Raw genomic sequence first — 21100 nt, forward strand, 5'->3', positions numbered from 1 at the left:
GGTGCATTCGCCGCAGATCGTGCTGAGCTTGTCGGACAGATCGTCGACGCGTCGTGCGTCGAACCGACACGGCGTCCACCCAAACGGTAGGTAAGCAGGGTAGACACGAAGCAGCAGATGGCCGTCAACCCCCACCCGGAGGACATCAATGACCACGTTCGATCGAGCGGAAGCCGAGATCAGCGAGGAGCGCATTGCCGCGTCTCTCGCCGGAGCGAAGGCGACGACCTACTGGCTCGACGACCCGGCTCGTCCCGCCGCGTCGCCGCCGCTTCGAAGCAACCACACTGCCGACCTCGTGATCGTCGGTGGCGGATACACGGGGCTGTGGACAGCGCTGCTCGCGAAGGAACGCGACCCGAAGCGGAAGATCATGCTGCTGGAGGGAAAGCGACTCGGATGGGCCGCATCCGGCCGCAACGGCGGGTTCTGCGAGGCGAGCCTCACCCACGGGGAGTCGAACGGCAAGGACCGGCTGTCGCACGAGTACTCGAAGCTCGAAGCGCTCGGCCTCGAGAACCTGCGCGAGATCGGGGAGACCGTCAAACGCTACTCGATGGACTGCGACTACGAGGAGACGGGCGTGCTCAACGTCGCGACCGAGCCCCACCAGGTCGCCGAGCTCGAGCAGGCGGCGGTCGGCGACTCCGGCCTCGAGTTCCTCGACAGGAAGACGCTCCAGCAGGAAGTCGCCTCCCCGCTGTTCCTCGCCGCGAACTACGAACGCGAGGGCACCGCCCTCGTGAACCCCGCGAAGCTCGTGTGGGAGCTGCGCCGCGTGGTGCTCGGCATGGGCGTCGCGATCTTCGAGAACACTCCCGTCAGGTCGCTCGAGGCAGACGGCGGCGGCATCACGGTGACCACCGACGAGGGGAGCATCTACGCGCAGCGGGTGGCACTCGGCACGAACGCCTTCCCGGCGCTCATCAAACGCGACCGCTTCTACACGGTGCCCGTCTACGACTACGTGCTCATGACGAACCCGTTGAGCGACGAGCAGCTCGAATCGATCGGCTGGAAGCGGAGGCAGGGCATCACGGACCTCAACAATCGCTTCCACTACTCGCGGCTCGTCACGGACGCCGACGGCCGCACCCGCATCCTCTACGGCGGGTACGACGCCGTCTACAACTACGGCGGCCGCATCAAGCAGGAGTACGACCAGCGCCCCGAGACGTTCGAGAAGCTCGCGGCGCACTTCATCGCCACCTACCCGCAGCTCGAGGGTCTCGGCTTCTCGAACAAGTGGGGCGGCGTCATCGACACCTGCACGCGGTTCTTCTCCTTCTTCGACACGGAGTTCGACGGCAGGGTCGCGCACGCGGCGGGCTTCACGGGGCTCGGCGTCGGCGCGACGAGGTACGCGGCGAACGTGCTGCTCGACCTGCTCAGCGGCGAGGAGACGGAGCGCACGCGCATGGACTTCGTGAAGAAGAAGCCGCTGCCGTTCCCGCCGGAGCCCTTCGCGTCGATCGGTGCGAAGGTGTCGCTTGCCGAAATGGCGCGCGCCGACCGCAACGAAGGCAAGCGCGGGCTGTGGCTGAAGACGATGGACGCGGTCGGCCTGGGGTTCGACTCGTGAGCGCGGGCGGTGAGAGCGCAGCCGATGAGGCCGCTGCCGCGACCGGTGCCGGTGGTGTGACCGGGATGCAGCCCGGATCGGTCGTGCACGCGCGGGGCGCATCCCTGTCACACGAACCCGTCGAGGGATGGCAGAAGGTGAGCGGCGAGCCGACGACCGCGGCGCACGAGCTCGGCGCCTTCGCGGGCACGGAGTTCGGGCTGTGGGAGATGTCGGCCGGGTCGATGCTCGACGTCGAAGCCGACGAGGTGTTCCTCGTGATCGGCGGAACGGCGACGGTCGAGTTCCTCGAGCCCGAGCTGCCGTCGATCGACCTCGAACCGGGTTCCATCGTGCGTCTCGGCGAAGGGATGCGCACCCGGTGGACCGTCACCGGAGCGCCCCTGCGCAAGCTGTACGTCGTGGAGGGCGGGGAGTAGGTCGGCTGAGGTTCCTGAAGCTGCGCCCACTTTGATGGGTTCCTCCGACTCGTGATGGGGCGTTACCCACCACCGGTCGGCAAAACCCATCGAAGTCTGGCGCAGGGCTCGTCGGCCCTCACATTGATGGGTTTATCTGACTCGCGATGGGGGGATTCCCATCACGACTCGGCGAAACCCATCAGGATGATCCACCGGGACGGGCCGCCACGACCTTCGGTGTCACTTTCAACGCACCTTCGGGCTGTGGATATCTCGGAAGACAAGCTCTGCATCCCTCTACCCTTGGCCCATGCCTGAGCCTGAGGAGATGCTCTCCGGAGTGGGGAACGAACCCTTCGCGTTCAGGGATGGGCTGCGCGCGGGCCTGACACGGCAGGAACTGAACGGCCCCGAATTCTCCAAACCTCACCGCGGCGTGCGGGTGCGAGGGGCAGTGCGGTCTCCTCTCGAGATCGCACGCGCCTTCGTGCCGAGGATCAAGGACCGCTGTGTGCTCGGCGGGCTGACAGCGGCGAGAATCTGGGGTCTGCCCGTGCCCCGCCGACTTGACCGCGACTCGACCGTGTACCTCCTCGTGCCGGCTGGGAGGAACCGGCCCGCCGGTCTGGGGGTCAAGTCGCGAAGCATCAGGGCGTCGCTGTGGGATGCTCGCGAGCTGCGCGGCGCACCTGTCGCGTCGCCCGCGCTGACCTGGGCAACCTGCGCCCGCCACCTCGACGTCAACGAGTTGGTCGTGCTGGGGGATGCCCTCGTCGCCACATCCACGAACTATGAGGGCATCGTGCGGCCCGAGGAGCCACCGGAGGGCGCGCGGACGGCGCCGCCCCTCGCGACGCTGGAGGACCTCGAGGAGATCGCGCGAACCTGGGGCAACGGTGTCGGTGGGGCCTCCTTGCGGGCGGCCGTTGCACGGGTTCGTTCAGGCGTCGAATCGCCCATGGAGACCTGGACGCGGCTGGTGGTCGTCGCTGGCGGGCTTCCGGAACCGGAGGTCGGCGTCGAGGTCTGGAACGGGTCGGAGTTCGTGGGGCGTGTCGACCTCGCGTATCGGGCTCAGAAGATCGCCATCGAGTACGAGGGGGACCATCACCGCACTGACAAGCGCCAATGGCGCAAGGACATCGGGCGCGTGAACCGTCTGCAGGAGATCGACTGGTTCGCGATCCGGGCGACCACATCGCAACTCTGGCCCACGCCAACCCGTTTTGTCGAGCAGGTGCGCGCGGCGTTGCGCAGGGCCACGGACGGCGGAGGACCATAGTTCTCGCAACTCGGCTATGTCAGATACCAGGCTCCGTCTGATCGGACGCGTAGCTGGCTCTTCGATTGCTCTCGTCCGGACGGGGTGATTGTTCGTCGTGAGGAGGAGGCCGAAGGCCGCGACCGGCACGTCCGGTTCTTTGCACGTCCGCGATGTGCGGAGTCCCGCGCAGCGGACGGTGCTCAGCGAGAGTCTGTGCTTCGGAGCAGTTCGTCCACGCGATCGCGGTCGATCTCGAGAAGCAACGCGATATCGCGGTTCGCGTACCGTTCGCGGTGCATCGCGGCGACAGCAGTCCTGAGGCGCGTATCAGCGACGAGATGCGCATGGTGCGCTTTCTCGATCGCTTTCTTCGCCGTGTCGACCGCTTCTGTGAGCGTGCCGAGGTCGAAGGTGATGCTGAGGCTGGTCGCACTGTGATCGACCCCGGGCTCGCGCGTCTCGAGGTAGTCGAAGACCTGCCGTGCAACGTCACCGAGCGTCGCTCCTTGCGTCACGTCCTCAGGCCCGAGGTGGAACTCCCATCCGCCGCGCCACCTCTTGGCAACTACGTGCACCACTGACATGTCGATCTCCCCGTGCTCTCCGCGCGGCATCCCCGGCCGGCGACTCATGTGAGACCCCCAGTCTGTCCCTCCGTGCGGCGGGAAAACGGACCGCCTGTCTGCCTGGGGATAAGTCGCGCGGACGCAGGGGGAGGCCCTCAGCCCTTGCGGCCGACCATCACCGTCCGCGGCGAGTAGTCCTGCCCTTTCCAGTACAGCATCACGCGCTGTCGTCCGATGCGATACTCGTCGCGGCTTCGCTCTCCGTCGTCCGGGGGCAGGAACTCCTTGGGCTCCCCGAGATGCTCCAAAACTCCTTCGCGAGTGAACGTCGCAAGCCCCTCGATGAGGTGCGCCGTGCGCGGGTAGTTGGCTTCCGGGGCGTTGCGGTGCGGGTGGAAGGTAAATTCGACGCATTTCACGGCGCCTCCCTTCATCCCCACGATCAGGGAGCGGTCGGCGTTCCGGTAGGCGCACTGGTAAGCGCCAGAGCGGTTGATCTCGATGGGGCCGTCGATGAGTCCGAGGAGAGCGAGGGCCGCCGGATCCTCGATCTTCTTGCCGAGCGCGGCCGCGGCCAGGGTGAGGTCTCCCGCCACCGTGCGCTTCGCGTCGCCGTTGACGCGCATTTTCGGCGGTGTGGATGCGGTTGCGTCGAGCGCGTCGACGAGTGCGGTGAGACGAGCGACTTCCAGGGCATCCTCGTCAGCCTCGGCCGCCTGGCCGGCGCGCTCGCGAAGCCGGGCGGCGGCTCGTGCCGCGTCGCGGTGATGCGCGAACCGCGATACCTCGGGGGTCTCTTCGGCGGGCACGAGCTGCGCTTCGACGATGCGGTGTTCGTTGAGGAGCGCGAGGGCGCGTTCGCTGACCAGCAGCATCCCGTCCCGCTGGGCGAAGTCGTCGTTCCCATCTGCGCGGCCGGTCGGCTCGAGCCGCTCCCAACGCTCCGGGAGACCGCCGGCGTAGGAGACGAACTCCGGCGACGTCGTGACGACCGCCTCGCGCAACTCGAACCCCGAGAAGTCGGAAGCGCGCAGTGCATCGGCGAGTGAACCGGCCACGATGAAGTCCGGATGGACGCCGACGAGCTCGTCCCCGAGCCAGCCCGCGAACTCGCACCGGAGCGGATCCGTCTGGGTCCTCGATCCGGATGCGTCCTGCGTCCATACGGCGCCGTCGCCGACGGTTCCCGTGGCTTCTGGCTCCAGAGTGTGGTGGTTCATCGGGATCCTCGCGTCTCTTCGGAGTTCGGGGTCGGGCGGTCTGCTCGCGGCTCAGGAACGCGCCGGAGGTTTCGGCAGATCCCAGACGTCGGCGAATCGGGCCGAGACGATCGGCTGGGCCCAGATCAGGGAGAGTCCGGTGGCAACGGACGAGATCTCGTGCAGCTCGGGCGTGAACACCACGAACTCGTGAGTGATGGGCCTGCCGGCGCGGTCTGTGCGCCCTTCCGGGTCAGGGAAGCGCAGCGCCGCCCTGTCATCGCCGAGGTGCCAGAGCTCCGAGTCATCGCCGAGCTGCGCGAAGGCTCTGTCGTATTCGGGGAGCGGGTCCGCGAAACCGCCGTCGAGGAGAAATCGGTGCCCCCACGTGCGCCCACGGGTCGCCCAGATGAGCTTCACTTCTTGCTCCTGACGAGGATCCCCTTGCGTTCTGCCTCTTCGAGGTCGAGTTTGAAGCGGGTGAGCATCGCGGTCAGGTAGTCGTGCTTGGCGAGCGCTTCCGCGTTGACAGTCTTGAGCTTCTCGCCGGCGAGTGCCGCTCCCCGCTCGATGGAGTCCTTCGAGACGAGTGACGCCGCGAACCCCGCAATGAGTCCGAGGGGGCCAGGCAGCTTGATCTTCTTGACGACGAACAGGGCCCCCATCGCGGCGAGGCCGGCCATCCCGCCCGCCTTGCTGAAGATCTTCTCCGCGACCTTCCCGCCATCGTGGAGCTTCTTCGCCCAGCTGACGTGGCGTTCGAAGGGCAGGATCGCGGCGAGTGGGAGGACGGCGTCGACGCCGACGCGCTCCGTCACCTCGATCTTGCCCGGCTCGAACTTCGCGGAGGACAGCAGGATGAAGTCCTCGGCGAACGACATCGCCTCCGGCACCTGAACGAAACCGCGAAGCTCCTGACGCAGCTGATCGAGCTCGTCGCTGACCTTCTCGACGAGCAGCGCTTTGAAAGCGTGCGCATCCATCTGGGGAAGAAGGTCGGACTTCGAAAGAGCGAGCACCCAGATGCGCGGGAACTGCGCGAGGGGCTTGCCGTTCTTCAGGAGCTCGGGCTTCAGGCGGAGCAGTTCGGAGCGGATGTTCGTCAGCAGCGACTTCAGGTACAGCTCTTCTGAGCCCTCATTGTCGCGGAGCAGCTGACCGTCGACGAGCAGGAGCGCGACATCGGAGCTCAGGAGCGCCGTGAACGTCTCGACGCGCCTGCGGCTCTCCTCCTCGCCCTCCGCGGACTCCTCGAACCATTCGCCGGGGTAGTCGTGCCACACGAGGCGGAGTGCGTCGAACGGCTTCGAGTTCTTCGCGCGTTCCTCCGACCAGGCCTTTGGCCTCACCAGGAACGAGTACGCGGTGTGCGTGAAGCGGGTGGATGCGGGCACCTTCGCGGCGTTCTTCATGCCGAGGTAGCTCTGGTACAGCTTGTCGCTCTGCCCGGTGTCGTCGGCGACGACCTCATAGAGGTTCTCCTTCGCGAACTGCGGCTCCTGCGTTGGGCCGTAGAAGGAGGAGACGAGCACGGTCTTGCCGCTGCCGCTCCCGCCGAACACTGCGATGTGCTGCTCACGGGTTCTGCTCTTCGCCGTTGCCATGGGCACGTCTCCTGCCGGTGGGGTGTTCGACCATCCGCCGGTGCTGGCGGATGTGCTGCGCGGGAGCCTATGCGCTCGCGGAGTCGTCGTCCTGTGAGCGCTCGGCGTCGCCGCTCGCGAGCTCGGCGAACTTGCGCGCCATGGTCGGGTTGCCGCGGGTGAGCTTCTTGATGGTCACGTCCTGCGCCTTGTCGTTGGCGAGGCGCAGGTTCCGTTCGGATCCGAGCAGCGCATCCTTCACCTTCTGGAGTCGCACGATGGCCTTGTCGATCTCGTCGATGGCCTCCCCGAACCGGCGAGAGGCGAGCTCGTAGTTGCGTCCGAACGCGTTCTGGAACTCATCGAGGCGCTCCTCGAAGTCGGTGATGTCGACGTTCTGCGCCTTCACGGACGCCAGCTCGGTCTTGTACTTGAGTGCGTTCATGGACCCGTTGCGGAGCAGCGTGATCATGGGGATGAAGAATTGCGGCCGGATGACGTACATCTTCGGGAAGCGGTGCGAGACGTCGACGATGCCGGAGTTGTAGAGCTCGCTGTCGGGCTCGAGGAGCGTGACGAGGACGGCGTACTCGCAGCCCTTCTCCTGCCGGTCCTTGTCGAGCTCCTTGAGGAAGTCCTCGTTCTTCTTCTTCGTGGCCGTCGTATCGGCCTCGTTCTTCATCTCGAACATGATCGAGGTGATCTCGGTGCCGCCCGCGTCCGAGTCGCGGAAGATGTAGTCGCCCTTGCTTCCGGTGCGAGCGTCGTTGTCCTTCTCGAAGTAGGCCGTCGGGAACGCGGTGGCGCGGATCTGGTTGAAGACGGTCTCGCAGTGCTGCTCGAGGGTCTCGCCGAGCATCTTCGTGGAGAGGCGAGCCTTCATGTCCTTGAGGCGCTCGATGGCGTCGTCGCGGTCGCGGAGCTGCGTCTCGTACTTGTCCTTCAGCGACGTCTCGACGAACTGCCGTTCCAGGGCGGCCCGCTCGAGGGTGCCCTTCAGCTCGTCGCGTTCCTTCTCGACCTTCCCGACGGCTTCGTTGACGGCGAGCTTCTGCGTGATCTCGAGGCTGTCGAGCTTCGACTTGAGCGCCTGAACCTCGGCTTCCCGCTCGGCTGCAGCCTTCTGCAGGTCGCTCACGCGCTTGGCCGCCGCGAGTTCCTCTGCGGCGATCTTGTCGTGGCGGGCCTGCTCGAGCTCGTTCGCGAGCGTGTCGCGCTCCTTCTCCACCGACTGCAGCGCCTCGCTGACGGCGAGCCGCCGCGTGACCTCGCCGGCCTCGAGCTTCGCCTTCAGCTCCTGCAGCTCGATGTTCCGCTTCGCCGCGGCCGCCTCGAACTCCTGCGCGACCTTCGCCTGCGCCAGCTCGATCTCGGCGCGCTTCGCCGCCTCGGCCAGCTCGAGCCGCTCGTGGAGGTCCTTCTCGAACTCGCCGTCCCGCACCTGCTTCAGGATGTCCGCGTAGCCGGCCTCATCGATCGTGAAGGCCTTGTGGCAGTGGGGGCAGGTGATCTCGTGCATGCGGATTTCCTCATTTGACGTGAATCGGACCCGTGCTGCGCTGGTGACCGGTCAGTGACCGAATCTGTCGAGCGGAGCGTGGCTGGCAGCGAGCGACAACGACTGCCCAGTGCAAGCGTATTCGTGAAGGCTCACGCTGGACGAGCCCGTGAGCGGAACTGTGCATCGGAGTGTTGGCCAGCGGCGCGATCGCGGCGTGCGCCGTCGCAGCCGAGGTCGAGCGAAACCTGCGCGTCGGTAGGGTTGCTGCGTGACGAAGCCAGCATCCTCGAACATCGCCGCTCCCGACCACCCTCGCGTGCGCCTCCACTGGCTCGCTGTCGCGTTCTTCATCGTCGCTCCGCTGCTGATGCTCTTCGGCGGACTGACGGTCGCCGGGACGACCCGCGCCACCTTCGATCTCGCGGAGACACCCACCATGGTGGGCACGGTCATGTTCCTGGTCGGACTCGCCATGCTCATGGTCGCGTTTGTGCTCGTCGGGGTGCGCTCAGCTGCTCAACAGCAGCTCGATCTCCTGCTGGATGCGCGCCGACGCTGACCTGCGTCCGCGCGGGAGTCCAGGCGTCAGGCGTTCAAGCGCCCGATCACCACATCGACGCTGTCGCCGACGTCCTTTTTCAGCTTCTTCCGCAGCGCCGCGCTGACCGAGATGAAGTGGTCGCCCTGCCCTGTTGGCATGAGCGCCGACGTCACGACGACGCCGTCGACGGTCGTGTCGGCTTTCACCGACTTGCCGGTGCCGAAGAAGTCCTTCGAGCCGGGCACCTCGATGACGGACCACGAGGGCATCCACTCGGGGTTGACGATTTCACCGGTGTAGACGAGCTTGTCAGTCATGAGGCGAGCGTAGCGCGGCTGCTGAGGGCTTCAAGGGAAATGGGTCCGTTCTGGTTCTGCGATTATCGGCGGCAAGCAGTTCGGTCAGGGATTCGACTCGAGCGCACGAGTGGCGTGAAATTCCTCTGCTTGCGGGTCGAGTCTGAAGTCCAGCAACTCAACGCGGCGCTCGCGGAGCGCATCCCGGACTTCAGTGGGCGTGGCGCGGAAGTACTCCCGGCGAAAATTGACTTTGTTGATGCGCCGCTCCGCGAAATGCCTGTGCAGCTCTGCCTCGATGGAGACTGCGTCGTCGGCGAAGAAGAGCGCGTGAACATCGAAGCGAAACGGCACAGACGCATCGCCGAGCTCGTGCACCCGGTCCATAGGCTCGAGCCGCCGGGTGAGGCCGATCTTCACGACGTCGGGCCCGAAGGAGCCGACGTTGCTGATGACATAGACGTAGCCGGCCCGAATGTTGGCTGCTCGGTAGTCAACGTTCTCGATCGCATGCTCGACGTCTTCGAGGCGAGTCCTCATTCGCTCAGCACCCTCGAAGTCGCCTTTAGACTCGAGGGTTGCGATGGTGTTCGAGTAATGCGTGCGCTCCTTTTCGAGGCGAGCCTTCTCGGCCTGCAGCTCTTTCTCGGCCTTACGCTGTTCCCGCAACTCTTCCTTGTGGGCGCGCTCCGCGTCCTTCTCTCGTTGCACTGCACGGAGATGGCGGTTCGCCAGCTCGAGTTCCTCGAGGCGAAGCGCATGGAATCGCGGAGAGATGCGAAGCGAGATCATCGAACCGAGACGTTCGATTTGTTCTACCGCCTTGCTCAAACGCGTCTGCGCCGTGTGGAGATTGCCTGCCCGAACCGCCTTGACGCAGTTCTCTGCCTCGGCGTTGTACGAGCGGAGCATGAGCTTTGACATGTCCCGGACGAACTTGCGCCCCTGCGCTTCACTGTTATTGAAGGTGAACGAGTTCGACGCCTGTGTAGCGTGGCCGTCCCGGACGGCGACTTTGATGTTCGATCGGACGGTCTCTAAGCGAGTTGAAATGGCGATCGAGTCCTCCGCGGGGTGCTCAAAGTCGTAGAGGCCGTTCTCTTGCACCTCGACGGCCCCGCGAAGGTCGAGGAGGCTTCCGTTCAATGTGGAGATTTCTTGCTGTCTCTGAGCGAGGTCATCCTCGGCGCCCCGGATACGCGATCGGATCTGGTTTTCCTCGGCCATGAGTGCGTCCACCGCCGCGGCGCGCGCCTCGACCTCGAGCAACCCGTGGTGCTGGACCAATCTGGTCATCTTCGCGAGTTCGTCCCGTAGGAGTTCGGCGTGCCGACGCGTTCCGAGAAAAGGAATCTTTGCAGCTGTCAGTGGCGATAGCGCTTCAATCGCCTCAGCTGGTTTCAGCTCCAGTGCATCCACTGCCTGCTGACCCTCGCGCTGAACGTGCTCAGTCCATCGCACCCCATCCCAATAACGATGCTCGAACCGCTCCGTTGGGTCTGGGTGCCAGCCTGGAGGTGTGGAAGCCTCATGCGTATTCATGGAGCGATGCAATCAGCCCGGAGCCGCTCCCCACAACGTCCGGGGAAATTAGTAGACCGGGACTGACCGTAGGTCAGGTTCCAACCGCGGCTGCGACCTGCGCGACGGCAGCCTCGAGACCGGCCCTCGCCGCATCCGGGTCTTCCGACTCGCGGATGAACGCCTTCGCCCCTCGGGGCATGCCGCAGTAGTCGAAGACCCCGTGCTCGATCTGCGTGCTGAACGACTCCTCATATCCGTGCCGCGCGAACGAAGCCTCCGAGAAGCCGGACACGGGCAGCAGGTGCGCGGTCAGATGACCCAGCTTCGGCACGACCCGGTCGTTCTCGCCGAGCTCGAACGCCCAGCCGGTGATGAAGACGCGGTCGATCCACCCCTTTAGCAGCGCGGGCATCGACCACCAGAAGACGGGGAACACGAGCACGACATCCGTGGCACGGTCGAGGCGAGCCTGCTCCGCGAGCACGTCGGGCCCAGTGATCGAACCGCCCTTGTAATCGGCCCGGTCGTTTGCCGAGAAGCGCGGGTCGAAACCCTCCTGCGCGAGGTGGGCCACGTCGACCTCGACGCCCTCCGCTTCGAGGCGTTCGCGCAGCTGCTGCGCCGCCGTGTGAGTCAGGGAATCTTGATCGGGATGCGCGGTGACGATGAGAGTAGGCACCAGGAGAGTCTGCGCGGGCGACCTTGGAACCGCGCTCAGGGAGCACCGTCGGCGGCCGCGGCGAATCGCGCGGCGAGAGCGGCGGCGGCCTCGGCCAGCTCCGGAGGCCCGAGCACGTCGAAGTCGGCGTCGAACCTCGCGATCGAGGCAAGCAGGCCGGTCCACGACCACGAGCCGAGTCGGACCAGGCAGGAAGTCTCATCTACTTCGGTGATCAACGCATCCGGCAACCAGCTCGCCGCTTCGAATGCGGGCACACGCAGCAGCACGTCGCCCGTGCACGGCCACTCGTTGGCGTCGCCCGCCCCTTTGAATCGGGCTTCGAGGAACGTGCGCGCGTCACCGGTCGGGATGCTGCGTTCCTCGAACTGCGCCCCGAGTTGCACCCTGGGGGTGATGCGGTCAAGGCGGTAGACGCGCCACTCGGCGCTGTCGAGCTTCCAGGCCACCAGGTACCAGCGGCCGCCGCGCGCGATGACCGCGTGAGGTTCGACCCGGCGAGGGGCGACCGGCGTCGAGTCGTCGGCGCCTACTGACTCCGAGGTTGGGCTTGGCGTGTAGTCGAACCGGAGAACGAGGCGATCGCGGGTCGCCGTGCTCACGATCTCGAGGACGTCAGGGTCCACGCGCATCTCGACCATCGCATCCGCTGACCCAGTGAACCGGATGCCGTCGACCCGATGCCGCAACCGCGACGGCATGACCTGCCGCACCGTCTGGAGGGCCCGCGCTGCGGCTTCGTCGATGTCGACGCCCAGAGCTGGCGCGCCCCGCAGTGCCACGGCGATCGCGACGGCCTGCTCGTCATCGAACCGCAGTGGCGGCAGCTCAGAGCCCGCGGCAAGGCGATACCCACCGGCCGGCCCCTTCCATGCCTCTATGCGGTACTCGAGCTCGCGCAACCGGTCGATGTCGCGGCGCACCGTGCGCGGCGTCACGTCGAGGCGGTCGGCGAGCTCCTGCCCCGACCAGTCGCGCCGAGTCTGCAGCAGCGAGAGCAGCGTCAGGATGCGCGAAGAGGTAGCCGAGGTCATGCGCCCAGTCTCCCAGCAGTAGCGGACCGAACCCGTCCTCTACTGCTGGGAGGCTCACCGCAGCGGCAGGTGCCGCGGCCAGCACATCACCAAGGAAGCGGGAACACCATGAGCATCACCACGACAACCCACCTCAACTTCACCGGGACGGCCCGGGCCGCGCTCGAGTTCTACGCCGAGGTCTTCGGCGGCGAGGTCTCCATCGCCACCTACGCGCAGTTCGGGATGCCCGCCGAGTTGCCCGGCGCATCCAACGTCGTGTTCGGGCGAGTGGATGCGCCGAACGGCTTCCGCGTCCTCGCCTACGACACCCCGGGCCGGCCAGGGGAGGGGCTCGCCGGTACTGCGGGGGAGACGAGGCGCGAGCAGGGCGCCACCGTCACGAGCGCGCCGTTCTTCCTCGCGGCGAGCGGAGAGACGCTCGACGAGGTCACGGGCTACTGGGAAGCGTTGTCGGCCGGGGCTGACGTCATCGAACCGCTGGCCGCATCCGCCTGGTCACCCGGTTTCGGGATGCTGAGCGACCGGTTCGGCGTGACCTGGGTGCTCGACGTGGTTGTCACTCCCTGACCCGAGGCTGGAGTGGTACGCTATCCGGTACCATCTGGAGGTGCGTTATGGCAGCTATCAGCGTCACGGAAGCACGCAAGGGTCTGTTCGGGTTGATTCAACAGGTGAACGAGGATCACGCACCCGTTGAAGTCGTCTCAAAGCATGGAAACGCAGTCCTGATGTCGAAGGACGACTACGACGCCTTGGCGGAGACTGCGTACTTGCTGCGCAGTCCTGCGAACGCGAAGCGGCTGCTGGAGTCGATGGAGCGCGCTCGAAACGGTGATGTCACGGTACGCGACCTCATCGAAGAATGAGTCGTCAGCTGGCTTTCGACACGCACGGCTGGGAGGACTACGTCTACTGGCAGGCTCAGGATCGGAAGACCCTCAGGCGCATCAATCAACTCGTCGGTGATGTCCTTCGTGATCCATTCTCCGGAATCGGCAAGCCAGAGCCCCTCCGCCACGTGCTCAGCGGTGCGTGGTCGCGCAGGATCGACGACACCAATCGGCTTGTGTACCTGGTCGAGGACGAGCGGATCGTCATCCTGCAAGCACGGCATCATTATTGACGGATGCGCGGCCCGGTCGATCGCGGAGGAGTTCTGCATCCAGCCGAGGTGCACGTGGTGGCGCACCCACTGCGACGCGTGCCCTACTCGGGTTTCCAGGTGCTGTCGTCTCTCCACGGGGCGAGGTCGACCTCGTTGCCTTCGGGATCGGCGAGCGTCCAGTACTCGGGGGCGGAGGCGTCGTTGACGACCCGCCCTCCGGCGGCGAGGGCCGCTTCGAGGCGCGCATCGACCTGGTCGCGCGGCACGTAGACGTCGACGTGCATCGTGTTCCGCTCGGTGCGGGGCGCGTCGATCTGCTGGAGCCAGACGCTGGGGCCGACGGCGATAGGGTCGGCCAGGTCTTCACCACCTCGCCGCTCGTAGGCGAGGACCGCCTCCCAGAAGGGGAGCACAGCGTCGAGATCCACCACATCGATCGCGATCTGGATGCTCTGCACCGTGTCCGGGGACGCCTCGATGCCCAGCCCACGAGCGATCTCGGAGATGCGTGCCGCGAGGGTGATGTCGCGTTCGCTGAGGTCGCCGACGTCGTGGCTGATGAGGCGCACCATGACGGAGCCGTAGCGGAGGTCGACGTCCGGGTGATGGTTCGCGTCGTCGGCAGCCCGGGCGATCTCGGCGACGAACGCGGCCCCCTTCGAGAAGTCCCCGGTCCGGAAGTTCGCGCGGGCACCGTCGCCGACGACCCGCCAATCTCCGGTGCCGTCGGCTTGGCGGAACTCGCTAGGTGAGACTCGATCGCTCATGGCCGCGATTCTCCTCGACCGACCCGAGAAGCGCCCCCTGAAGTCTCGGACGGCTCAGGAGAGGTGGGCACCGCAGCCGCATTGCCCACTTCTGCCGTCGCCTTCGACTCGGCGGCCTCCGAGTTCGGCGGCTGGGTCTCCGCGTACGACTTCGACAGGAGCCGGTACTGCGGTGACGCGAACGCGACGATCACCAGTCCAAGCAGCAGGATGCTCGCGATCAGGAAGACCAGGGCGATGCCGCGAGCGTCCCCGTCGCCGAGCAGCCACCCGAGCGACTCCTGACCCTCGCGGGTCTCCATGAAGGGGATGAGCCAGAACTCGGCGATCGGGCCGATCATGAACGCGCTGATCGGCGTCGACGCCGACTCCACGGTCGCCGCGAAGCCGAACACCCGACCTTGCTTCTCGAACGGAACCACCCGCTGGATGACGGTCTGCTCGGCGGCCTCCGCGATGGGCATGATCGCCATGAACAGGAACATGCCGACGATGAACAGCCAGCCGTACTCGCGGATCGTGAAGGCCGCCCCGAGGAGCGCGACGCCGATGTTCACGAGCAGCAGCGTGCGGACCGGGTTCTTGCCGAGCCCGAACTTCGCGACGAGGCCACCGCCCACGATGAAGCCGATGCTCGTGACGCCGAGCCAGACGCCCCACATCTCAACGGAGAAGAGGGTCAGACCGTACGGGTCCATGAGCGCCATGAAGACGCCGCCGACGAGGTTGTTGAGCGTTGTGAAGAGGATGAGCGCAAGCAGGCCGGGCACGAGCATGACCGCGGGGATGGCGCCGCGGAAGTTGACCTTCGCTGCGCCGGCCGCAGGGTCGTGCGCGATGCCGCGCTCGGGGATCGACACGAACAGGAGATGGGCGAACGCAACGGCAGTCGCGACGATGGCGATGAACACGGTCGGCCCCATGCCCAGGAGTCCGACCGAGAGTCCAGAGAACACGCTCGTGACCATGAAGGCGATTCCCTGCACTGTGCCGACGAGGCCGTTGGCCTTGTCTCGGCGGTCGGCGGGCACGAGCAGCGTGACCGTCGTCGAGAGGGCGATGTTGCGCAGGTTCTCGACCACGCCGCCGACGAGGATGACGCCCGCGAAGAGCCAGAACCAGATGCCGTTCCAGTCGACCAGCGTCTCTTCGGGGAAGCTCAGATAGAGGACTCCAGCGAGGAGGTACGTGATGAGGGTGACCGCGCTCGAGATGAGCATGACGGCCTTCTTCTTCAGATGGTCGACGATCGCGCCGAAGATCATGCCGAAGACGGCGACGAGCAGCATGTAGCTGCCGCCGATGATGGAGGTCGCGAGCACAGAGCCGGTCTCGAGGTAGGCCCAGAACGTGAGCGCGAACCACAGGTAGCTCGTCGTGACGTTGGCGATGAGCGTGTTGACGAGCACCTGGTAGAAGCTGCGGAGCGTCGCGAGCGTCGGCACGTCCTGGTGTGGGAGAGCGGGCGGGGTCGGCTGGTCGGTCATGAGTGTTCCTGGTCTCGTGAATCGGTGATCTCATCATTCACCTGGCCGCCGACATTCGGAAGCGGTTCGGGTGATGGTTGCAGGACTGAGGTTTTCAGCCATTGCGGTCAGGTCTTGACCGCAATGTTCGTACGATGGATTCATGTCCACCGGCTCCCGCATGCTGCAGCTCCTCACCCTCCTCCAGAACCACCGGTTCTGGGCCGGAGAGGAACTCGCGACGAAGCTCGAGGTGAGCCCGCGCACCCTGCGCCGCGACGTCGAGCAGCTGCGTGAGCTGGGCTACCCGGTGGAGACCACGCGCGGTCTCGGCGGCGGCTATCGGCTCAGCGCGGGAGGTTCGCTGCCGCCGCTCATGGTCAGCGATGAGGAGGCGCTCGCGATCGTGCTCGGGCTGCGGGCGGTGACGGCGAGCGGGGTCCAGGGGGTCCAGGATGCGGCGGTCGGTGCGCTCGCGAAGATCGTCCCGGTGCTGCCGATGCATGTGCGCAAGCTGGCGGCGGGCATCGGCTCGACGGTCTCGGCGGCGCAGGCGCGCGACGGTGCGCCGCAGGTGGAGGTCGCCGTGCTCGCGAGCGTCGCCACGGCCTGCCGCGACCGCACGCTGCTCGCTTTCGCCTACGAGAAACGCGACGGTGCGCTCTCGGAACGCCTCGTGGAGCCGCACGCGTTGGTCCCGGTCGCCAGGCGCTGGTACCTCGTCGCGTTCGACGGTGACGCCGGCGACTGGCGCACATTCCGCCTTGACCGGATGCGCCGTGTCGAGTCTCGGCCAAAGCGCTTCGGGTCCCGCCCCATCCCCGGAGGTGATGCGGATGCGTTCGTGCAGGCCAGCATCCGGAACCTCCCTGCGCGATACGAGGCGGTTGTGCGCGTGAAGGTGCCGGCCGAGCTGGCGAGGGCGGAGGTCGGCCAGTGGGGAGGCGTCAGCGAGCTCGAGGGTGGCTGGAGCGAAGTCCGCATGCGCACTGACGAACTCGACTACGTGGTCTACCTGCTCGCCCGGCTCGAGGCGCCCTGTGAAGTGGTGGGGCCACCGGAGCTCGTCGACCGGCTCGAAGATTGGCGCCGACGGCTCTCTCGGGTCGCAGGGGTCGGCGGGGTCACGGAGCGGGCCGCGCAGGAAGACGAGCTCACAGGTAGTCGTTGATCGCGGCCTGCGCGATCGAGCCGTGCTCGACCTCATCCCAGCTCAGCGCTGTTGCGACGTCAGAGGCAGGTGCCTGCATGATCCGATCGTGGATGCGCTCGGCAAGCGTCCCGGGATCGACTGCGTCGGTGACGACGAGGAAGGTGACGACGACGTAGTCACCGTGCTCGCGCGCGACCTGCTCGTGGATGCGATTGGCTGCCTGGTCTGCGCATCTGAGGACGAGTCGGGACGGGAGCGTCGGGTTGTCCAGGACGACGACCACGTGGTGAAGCGCCGGGAGTCGCGACGACAGCTCGATCGCCGTCCTGATCGTGGAGTCCAGCGTCCACGCGAGCTGGCGTCGCGTTGTCGCGGAGGAGGCGTCGGCGCCGATCACCGCGGCGGCTGGATTCTTATCGAAAAGCACCGAATTCGGTGCCGGGTAACCGGTGGGGGAATATCTCGCCGAGAATGCGGAAAGGCACGTCAGGGGGTCGCCGAGCAGAAATAGACGCATTTCGCGACGACGAGGTCCGCGAGAGATCGCCGCGAAATCTGCGGCCGCCTCGGGCGAGGTCATGGCGTGACTCCTTGTCCACAGCAGTGACGCTTCACAATGTATTGATCGACGATTCCGGCGAGCTCTGGCCGTCAGCTCGAATCGCACTGGCGCGGCCGGCGGCGGAGTGGTGCGGGCGCAGTCGCACCGTGGCTGCGCCCGCCCGGCGGGCTAGCTCTTCCGCTTGAACGGATCGGCTGCCTGCGTCTTCTCGCGCTTCTGCGCCCGACGTTCCTTCAGGGTGAGCTGCGGTGCCTTCTTCGCGCTTTCCCTGGATTTTCTCTCTGCCATCGAAATACTCGCTTCCCTTTTCTTCAGCTGGCGGTATCCGGATGACCATAGCCCATTTCAAGGAATATATCTCGGCCGTCACCAATCGCTCGCTCCGGTGCCTTCTGGGCTAGGCTGGGGGTTTTACCCGCGCCGCGTTGCGGCATCACATGGAGGACGTCGTGGAAAAGATCTGGATGACGCCGACGGCATTGCAGCGACTTCAGGAAGAGCTCGCCGAATTGACGCGCGGAGGTGCCCAGTCGTCGGCGCGAGCCCGCGAGCTGCGTGGGCTCATCGAGCACGCCGAGGTGGCGGCGAAGCCCGACGACGGCCGTGTCGAGCCGGGCATGCAGGTGAGCGTCCGCTTCGAGAGCACCGGTCGGGAGGCGACGTTCCTGCTCGGCAGTCGAGCGCTCGCCGGGCTGGATCCCACGGTCGAGGTCGATGTCTATTCAGCCGACTCGCCTCTGGGCCGGGCGCTCGTCGGCAGCACGGTCGGCAGCACCGTGACCTTCACGCCACCGGCGGGACAGCAGCGCGTCAGCGTCCTCGCAGCGGTGCCGTTCGCCTGAGCTCGACGGGCGTGAGAGCCCTCACCGGTCGGCGATGAACCGCCTCGTGACGGCGATGTCCCGCTCGCCGAGGCCAGCATCCACGAGCTCGTCGAAGGCCGCCCGGAGGGTTGGGAGCAGCACGGTGTTCGTGCCTGTGGCCGACGCCACGTCGGCGGCGAAGGTGAGGTCCTTGACCATGTACTTCGCGACGCCGGAGGGGGAGTCGTCGCCGGAGACGAGCTTCTCCCGCCTGCTCTCGAGCAGGTTCGAGCCGGCGTAGCCGCCGCCCAGCAGATCCCAGAGCACGCCGAGGTCGATGCCGCTTCGTTCGGCGAGGACGCTCGCCTCCCCGAGGGCCAGGATCGTGGACGAGACGATCATCTGGTTGCAGGCCTTCGCGACCTCGCCCGCGCCGAGCGGGCCGAGGTGCACGGGGCGGCCGCAGGCGTTCAGGATGCTCGCGGCGGTGGCGACGTCGTCGTCCGGGCCGCCGAGCATGATGGAGAGCGTGCCGGCCTTCGCGCCGTCCTCCCCGCCGGAGACGGGGGAGTCGACGACGCGCACTCGGCCGTCGGTTTCGGCGGCGAGGCGGTCGGCCAGCTCGCGGAGCCCGGTCGGCGACACGGTCGATCCGACCATGATGAGCAGTTCGCCGGCGCCGGCGAGGAGTCCGTCTTCGCCGCCGAGCACGGCCTCGAGCTCGGGCAGGTCGGGCAGCATCACGAGGACCGCGTCGCTGGCGGCGGCCAGCTCGCGCGGTGTCTTATGCCAGGTGGCCCCGGCGGAGACGAGCTCGGCCGCTCGCTCTGGGCGCCGGCCGGTGAGGTGGAGCATGCCGTGCGCAGAGAGCAGGTGGCCCGCCATCGGCAGGCCCATGGCGCCGAGGCCGAGGACGCCGATGCGAGGGGAGTGAGCAGCAGTGGTCATGAGCACACCCTAGCTCGGAGAACATTGTGTAGGACAGTGTTCACAGTGTTGAATCAGCGTAAGCTCTCCCTGTCGCCACCGAATCGAAGAGGATCCTATGACTGACAGCCCCCAGACACTGCGCGCGGTCGTCGCCGTCGACCTGAGCGAAGAGCTGTGCCAGCTCATCGAGCGTCTCGAGCCCCGCCTCGAGGTCGTGCGCGACCACTCCTTCTACCGTCCGATGCGCGGACCCGCCGACTGGTCCGGCGACCCGAGCGTCACACGCACTCCTGAGCAGCAGGCGGCATTCGACGAGCTCGTCGACTCGGCGGACATCCTGTTCGGGCTTCCCGATGTCGACCCCGCCTCCCTTGCGCGCACCGTCGCCGCGAACCCGCGACTCCGCTGGGTGCACGCGACCGCCGCTGGCGGCGGCGGGCAGGTGAAGGCTGCCGGTCTCGACCAGGATGCGCTCGAGCGCATCGTCTTCACGACGAGCGCCGGCGTCCACGGAGGAACCCTCGCGGAGTTCGCGCTCTTCGGTGTCCTCGCCGGGGCGAAGGACCTCCCGCGTCTCCAGCAGCAGCAGGTGGCCAAGCGGTGGACGGACCGCTGGGAGATGCGCCAGCTCGATGAGATGACCGTGCTCATCGTCGGGCTCGGCGGCATCGGCAAGGCGGCCGCAGCGAAGTTCTCAGCGCTCGGCGCAACCGTGCTCGGCACGACGCGCAGCGGCGAGGCCGTCGAGGGTGTCGACCGCCTCGTGCCCATCGATGAGCTCGCGTCCGCGGTGTCCGAAGCCGACGCTATCGTCGTCACCCTCCCCGGAACCGACGCCACGACCGGTCTGCTCAGCGCCGAGGTCTTCGCGAACGTGAAGCCAGGCGTCATCGTCTCGAACGTGGGGCGTGGAACGGTCATCGACGAGTCCGCGCTGCTTGAGGCGCTCGATGACGGCCGCGTCGGCTTCGCCGCGCTCGACGTCTTCGAGGTCGAGCCGCTGCCGACCGGGAGTCCGCTCTGGTCGCATCCGAACGTGCTCGTCAGCCCGCACACGGCCGCACTCTCGAGCGCCGAGGAGCCGCGCATCGCGAAGCTCTTCGCCGAGAACGCGCGCAGGCTCCTCGACGGCGAGCCGCTCAAGAACGTTGTCGATATCGTCGAGTTCTACTGATTCCACGGCCGGTGCTCGTCGCAGCGTGACGAGCACCGGACGTTTCGACACGAGGGGCGACGCCGTGCCAGACGCAACGGATGCATCACCGAAGACCGGCGAGCAGGACGCACCGGAGCGCGACCTCGCGCCCGCCGTCACGCGCTCGCTGCGCATCCTGACGCTGCTCGCCGAGGCGGACGGCGCGCCCATGACGCTCAGCGATATCGCGAGAGCCCTCGGCATCGCGAAGTCCTCGACGGCGAACCTCGTGACGGTGCTCGAGGAAGGGCGGATGCTGCAGCGCGTGCCGCAGGGGTACCAGCTCGGCAGGCGCACGGCCGAGCTCGGCGGAGCCTACGCGCAGCAGTTCAACCAGATCCGCGAGTTCTTCGGGGTGTGCGACGCATCGCTGGTGCTGCGCAGTGAACTGGTGCAGGTGGTCATGCTCGACGGGCCTGACACGGTCTACCTCGCCCGGCACGAGGGGCGGCGACGCTATCAGCTGGGCACGCCGCTCGGGTCGCGCCTGCCAGCGGCTCTCACCGCGTCTGGCCGGGCATTGCTCATGCGCCTGGACGACGAGGAGGTTGTCGACCTCGTGGGCGCATCCGCACCCTTCCCGAAGCTGACGCCGCAGAGCATCGGCACGACGCAGGAGCTGCTCGACTGCCTCGCGGTCGCGCGTGAGCGCGGCTACTCGATCGACGCGAACGGCTCGGTCGGCGGGGTGACGGGGGTCGCGGTGCCGCTCGCGTCCTGGTCGCCGAGCGATCCTCCGTTCGCGCTCGGGGCCGCGCTGCCGACGGAGCTCGCGAGTGAAGAGCACGTCGCGAGGGTCGGCGAGGCGCTCATCGAGGCTGCCAAGGAGCTCACGAACCCGCTCGCCGGGAGGTAGTTCCCCAGGTCTCACGAAACCGTCGCGTTCAAAGTGTTGAACGTCGTCCAGTGGAGTGTTAGCTTGGGGTGAGAAGCATGCACCACCGGA

At 66.8% G+C, this 21100-nt stretch carries 24 protein-coding genes; 11 read left to right on the forward strand and 13 right to left on the reverse strand.

All coding sequences use genetic code 11. The features are described from left to right. Nucleotides 1-148: 148 nt before the first annotated feature. From ACQFZP_RS11755 to ACQFZP_RS11765, 3 genes are all read left to right on the forward strand, one after another. On the forward strand, nucleotides 149-1582 hold the full coding sequence (locus ACQFZP_RS11755; RefSeq protein WP_211891414.1) for an NAD(P)/FAD-dependent oxidoreductase: 1434 nt from the start codon (nucleotides 149-151) through the stop codon (nucleotides 1580-1582). Beyond that, a complete protein-coding gene (locus tag ACQFZP_RS11760; RefSeq protein WP_307852821.1) occupies nucleotides 1579-2001 on the forward strand; it encodes a cupin domain-containing protein in 423 nt (140 codons plus the stop codon). The genes ACQFZP_RS11755 and ACQFZP_RS11760 overlap by 4 nt, the downstream gene beginning before the upstream one ends. 292 nt (nucleotides 2002-2293) lie before the next feature. Then, entirely contained in the window at nucleotides 2294-3265 is a 972-nt protein-coding gene (locus ACQFZP_RS11765; protein ID WP_211891415.1) for a hypothetical protein, read from the forward strand. A gap of 182 nt (nucleotides 3266-3447) precedes the next feature. On the opposite strand, the gene ACQFZP_RS11770 is transcribed toward ACQFZP_RS11765, so the two are convergent. The 5 genes from ACQFZP_RS11770 to ACQFZP_RS11790 form a co-directional block, all read right to left on the reverse strand. Continuing rightward, on the reverse strand, nucleotides 3448-3831 hold the full coding sequence (locus ACQFZP_RS11770) for a hypothetical protein (RefSeq protein WP_211891416.1): 384 nt from the start codon (nucleotides 3829-3831) through the stop codon (nucleotides 3448-3450). Nucleotides 3832-3968: 137 nt separating this feature from the next. Further along, nucleotides 3969-5033: a hypothetical protein gene (locus ACQFZP_RS11775; RefSeq protein ID WP_211891417.1), complete on the reverse strand. Its 1065-nt coding sequence runs from the start codon at nucleotides 5031-5033 to the stop codon at nucleotides 3969-3971. Nucleotides 5034-5084: 51 nt separating this feature from the next. After that, nucleotides 5085-5432 (reverse strand): hypothetical protein, encoded by a 348-nt coding sequence (locus ACQFZP_RS11780; RefSeq protein WP_104313071.1) that lies wholly within the window; start codon nucleotides 5430-5432, stop codon nucleotides 5085-5087. Continuing rightward, on the reverse strand, nucleotides 5429-6616 hold the full coding sequence (locus ACQFZP_RS11785) for an ATP/GTP-binding protein (protein ID WP_211891418.1): 1188 nt from the start codon (nucleotides 6614-6616) through the stop codon (nucleotides 5429-5431). The genes ACQFZP_RS11780 and ACQFZP_RS11785 overlap by 4 nt, the downstream gene beginning before the upstream one ends. A gap of 67 nt (nucleotides 6617-6683) precedes the next feature. Then, the gene (locus ACQFZP_RS11790) at nucleotides 6684-8114 is read right to left on the reverse strand and encodes a DUF2130 domain-containing protein (protein WP_211891419.1); all 1431 of its coding nucleotides are present in this window, start codon (nucleotides 8112-8114) and stop codon (nucleotides 6684-6686) included. Nucleotides 8115-8364: 250 nt separating this feature from the next. On the opposite strand from ACQFZP_RS11790, the gene ACQFZP_RS11795 reads away from it, so the two are divergent. Beyond that, complete coding sequence (locus ACQFZP_RS11795; RefSeq protein ID WP_211891420.1) at nucleotides 8365-8655, forward strand: hypothetical protein; 291 nt, start codon at nucleotides 8365-8367, stop codon at nucleotides 8653-8655. Nucleotides 8656-8681: 26 nt separating this feature from the next. Here the strand turns inward: ACQFZP_RS11795 and ACQFZP_RS11800 are convergent, their stop codons facing one another. From ACQFZP_RS11800 to ACQFZP_RS11815, 4 genes are all read right to left on the reverse strand, one after another. Further along, entirely contained in the window at nucleotides 8682-8954 is a 273-nt protein-coding gene (locus tag ACQFZP_RS11800; protein WP_211891421.1) for a DUF1905 domain-containing protein, read from the reverse strand. A gap of 84 nt (nucleotides 8955-9038) precedes the next feature. Then, nucleotides 9039-10475 carry a DUF4041 domain-containing protein gene (locus ACQFZP_RS11805; RefSeq protein ID WP_211891422.1) on the reverse strand — a complete coding sequence of 479 codons (1437 nt, stop codon included), beginning with the start codon at nucleotides 10473-10475 and terminating at the stop codon, nucleotides 9039-9041. Nucleotides 10476-10548: 73 nt separating this feature from the next. Then, nucleotides 10549-11136, reverse strand: a complete 588-nt coding sequence (locus ACQFZP_RS11810) for an NAD(P)H-dependent oxidoreductase (RefSeq protein WP_211891423.1) — start codon at nucleotides 11134-11136, stop codon at nucleotides 10549-10551. A gap of 35 nt (nucleotides 11137-11171) precedes the next feature. Further along, on the reverse strand, nucleotides 11172-12170 hold the full coding sequence (locus ACQFZP_RS11815) for a helix-turn-helix transcriptional regulator (protein WP_211891424.1): 999 nt from the start codon (nucleotides 12168-12170) through the stop codon (nucleotides 11172-11174). Nucleotides 12171-12278: 108 nt separating this feature from the next. Here ACQFZP_RS11815 and ACQFZP_RS11820 point away from each other — a divergent pair, with 108 nt between their 5' ends. The 3 genes from ACQFZP_RS11820 to ACQFZP_RS11830 are packed head-to-tail and all read left to right on the forward strand — an operon-like array spanning nucleotide 12279 to nucleotide 13296. Then, on the forward strand, nucleotides 12279-12740 hold the full coding sequence (locus tag ACQFZP_RS11820; RefSeq protein WP_211891425.1) for a VOC family protein: 462 nt from the start codon (nucleotides 12279-12281) through the stop codon (nucleotides 12738-12740). Nucleotides 12741-12787: 47 nt separating this feature from the next. Then, nucleotides 12788-13039, forward strand: coding sequence for a type II toxin-antitoxin system Phd/YefM family antitoxin (locus ACQFZP_RS11825; RefSeq protein WP_104254138.1), 252 nt, complete (start codon nucleotides 12788-12790; stop codon nucleotides 13037-13039). Then, nucleotides 13036-13296, forward strand: coding sequence for a Txe/YoeB family addiction module toxin (locus tag ACQFZP_RS11830; RefSeq protein WP_211891426.1), 261 nt, complete (start codon nucleotides 13036-13038; stop codon nucleotides 13294-13296). The genes ACQFZP_RS11825 and ACQFZP_RS11830 overlap by 4 nt, the downstream gene beginning before the upstream one ends. 83 nt (nucleotides 13297-13379) lie before the next feature. Here the strand turns inward: ACQFZP_RS11830 and ACQFZP_RS11835 are convergent, their stop codons facing one another. Together ACQFZP_RS11835 and ACQFZP_RS11840 are read right to left on the reverse strand one after the other, a co-directional pair. Beyond that, nucleotides 13380-14045: a VOC family protein gene (locus tag ACQFZP_RS11835; protein WP_211891427.1), complete on the reverse strand. Its 666-nt coding sequence runs from the start codon at nucleotides 14043-14045 to the stop codon at nucleotides 13380-13382. Continuing rightward, nucleotides 14042-15532, reverse strand: coding sequence for an MFS transporter (locus ACQFZP_RS11840; protein ID WP_211891428.1), 1491 nt, complete (start codon nucleotides 15530-15532; stop codon nucleotides 14042-14044). Before ACQFZP_RS11840 ends, ACQFZP_RS11835 begins: the two co-directional genes overlap by 4 nt. A 142-nt stretch (nucleotides 15533-15674) precedes the next feature. On the opposite strand from ACQFZP_RS11840, the gene ACQFZP_RS11845 reads away from it, so the two are divergent. After that, entirely contained in the window at nucleotides 15675-16682 is a 1008-nt protein-coding gene (locus ACQFZP_RS11845; protein ID WP_211891429.1) for a helix-turn-helix transcriptional regulator, read from the forward strand. Here the strand turns inward: ACQFZP_RS11845 and ACQFZP_RS11850 are convergent. Then, the gene (locus ACQFZP_RS11850) at nucleotides 16666-17061 is read right to left on the reverse strand and encodes a hypothetical protein (protein WP_179555696.1); all 396 of its coding nucleotides are present in this window, start codon (nucleotides 17059-17061) and stop codon (nucleotides 16666-16668) included. The genes ACQFZP_RS11845 and ACQFZP_RS11850 overlap by 17 nt on opposite strands. Before the next feature lie 614 nt (nucleotides 17062-17675). Here ACQFZP_RS11850 and ACQFZP_RS11855 point away from each other — a divergent pair. Further along, the gene (locus ACQFZP_RS11855; RefSeq protein ID WP_258068326.1) at nucleotides 17676-18068 is read left to right on the forward strand and encodes a GreA/GreB family elongation factor; all 393 of its coding nucleotides are present in this window, start codon (nucleotides 17676-17678) and stop codon (nucleotides 18066-18068) included. A 21-nt stretch (nucleotides 18069-18089) separates the two neighbouring features. Here ACQFZP_RS11855 and ACQFZP_RS11860 read toward each other — a convergent pair whose 3' ends face one another. Further along, nucleotides 18090-18977, reverse strand: a complete 888-nt coding sequence (locus tag ACQFZP_RS11860; protein ID WP_211891430.1) for an NAD(P)-dependent oxidoreductase — start codon at nucleotides 18975-18977, stop codon at nucleotides 18090-18092. Nucleotides 18978-19074: 97 nt separating this feature from the next. Between ACQFZP_RS11860 and ACQFZP_RS11865 the strand changes: the two genes are divergently transcribed. Next, the gene (locus ACQFZP_RS11865; RefSeq protein WP_104313057.1) at nucleotides 19075-20133 is read left to right on the forward strand and encodes a D-2-hydroxyacid dehydrogenase; all 1059 of its coding nucleotides are present in this window, start codon (nucleotides 19075-19077) and stop codon (nucleotides 20131-20133) included. A gap of 64 nt (nucleotides 20134-20197) precedes the next feature. Beyond that, nucleotides 20198-21010 (forward strand): IclR family transcriptional regulator, encoded by an 813-nt coding sequence (locus ACQFZP_RS11870; RefSeq protein ID WP_258068325.1) that lies wholly within the window; start codon nucleotides 20198-20200, stop codon nucleotides 21008-21010. Nucleotides 21011-21100: the final 90 nt, after the last annotated feature.

Source organism: Pseudoclavibacter sp. Marseille-Q434, assembly GCF_050315415.1.
In the GTDB taxonomy this organism is placed as follows: Bacteria; Actinomycetota; Actinomycetes; order Actinomycetales; family Microbacteriaceae; genus Pseudoclavibacter.

Coding starts and splice junctions, on each gene's coding strand:
- ACQFZP_RS11825 (WP_104254138.1), top strand. CDS start 12,788: ATGGCAGCTATCAGCGTCACGGAAGCACGCAAGGGTCTGTTCGGGTTG.
- ACQFZP_RS11770 (WP_211891416.1), bottom strand. CDS start 3,831: ATGTCAGTGGTGCACGTAGTTGCCAAGAGGTGGCGCGGCGGATGGGAG.
- ACQFZP_RS11800 (WP_211891421.1), bottom strand. CDS start 8,954: ATGACTGACAAGCTCGTCTACACCGGTGAAATCGTCAACCCCGAGTGG.
- ACQFZP_RS11865 (WP_104313057.1), top strand. CDS start 19,075: ATGACTGACAGCCCCCAGACACTGCGCGCGGTCGTCGCCGTCGACCTG.
- ACQFZP_RS11840 (WP_211891428.1), bottom strand. CDS start 15,532: ATGACCGACCAGCCGACCCCGCCCGCTCTCCCACACCAGGACGTGCCG.
- ACQFZP_RS11815 (WP_211891424.1), bottom strand. CDS start 12,170: ATGACCTCGGCTACCTCTTCGCGCATCCTGACGCTGCTCTCGCTGCTG.
- ACQFZP_RS11765 (WP_211891415.1), top strand. CDS start 2,294: ATGCCTGAGCCTGAGGAGATGCTCTCCGGAGTGGGGAACGAACCCTTC.
- ACQFZP_RS11860 (WP_211891430.1), bottom strand. CDS start 18,977: ATGACCACTGCTGCTCACTCCCCTCGCATCGGCGTCCTCGGCCTCGGC.
- ACQFZP_RS11805 (WP_211891422.1), bottom strand. CDS start 10,475: ATGAATACGCATGAGGCTTCCACACCTCCAGGCTGGCACCCAGACCCA.
- ACQFZP_RS11845 (WP_211891429.1), top strand. CDS start 15,675: ATGTCCACCGGCTCCCGCATGCTGCAGCTCCTCACCCTCCTCCAGAAC.
- ACQFZP_RS11820 (WP_211891425.1), top strand. CDS start 12,279: ATGAGCATCACCACGACAACCCACCTCAACTTCACCGGGACGGCCCGG.
- ACQFZP_RS11785 (WP_211891418.1), bottom strand. CDS start 6,616: ATGGCAACGGCGAAGAGCAGAACCCGTGAGCAGCACATCGCAGTGTTC.
- ACQFZP_RS11835 (WP_211891427.1), bottom strand. CDS start 14,045: ATGAGCGATCGAGTCTCACCTAGCGAGTTCCGCCAAGCCGACGGCACC.
- ACQFZP_RS11830 (WP_211891426.1), top strand. CDS start 13,036: ATGAGTCGTCAGCTGGCTTTCGACACGCACGGCTGGGAGGACTACGTC.
- ACQFZP_RS11755 (WP_211891414.1), top strand. CDS start 149: ATGACCACGTTCGATCGAGCGGAAGCCGAGATCAGCGAGGAGCGCATT.
- ACQFZP_RS11790 (WP_211891419.1), bottom strand. CDS start 8,114: ATGCACGAGATCACCTGCCCCCACTGCCACAAGGCCTTCACGATCGAT.
- ACQFZP_RS11775 (WP_211891417.1), bottom strand. CDS start 5,033: ATGAACCACCACACTCTGGAGCCAGAAGCCACGGGAACCGTCGGCGAC.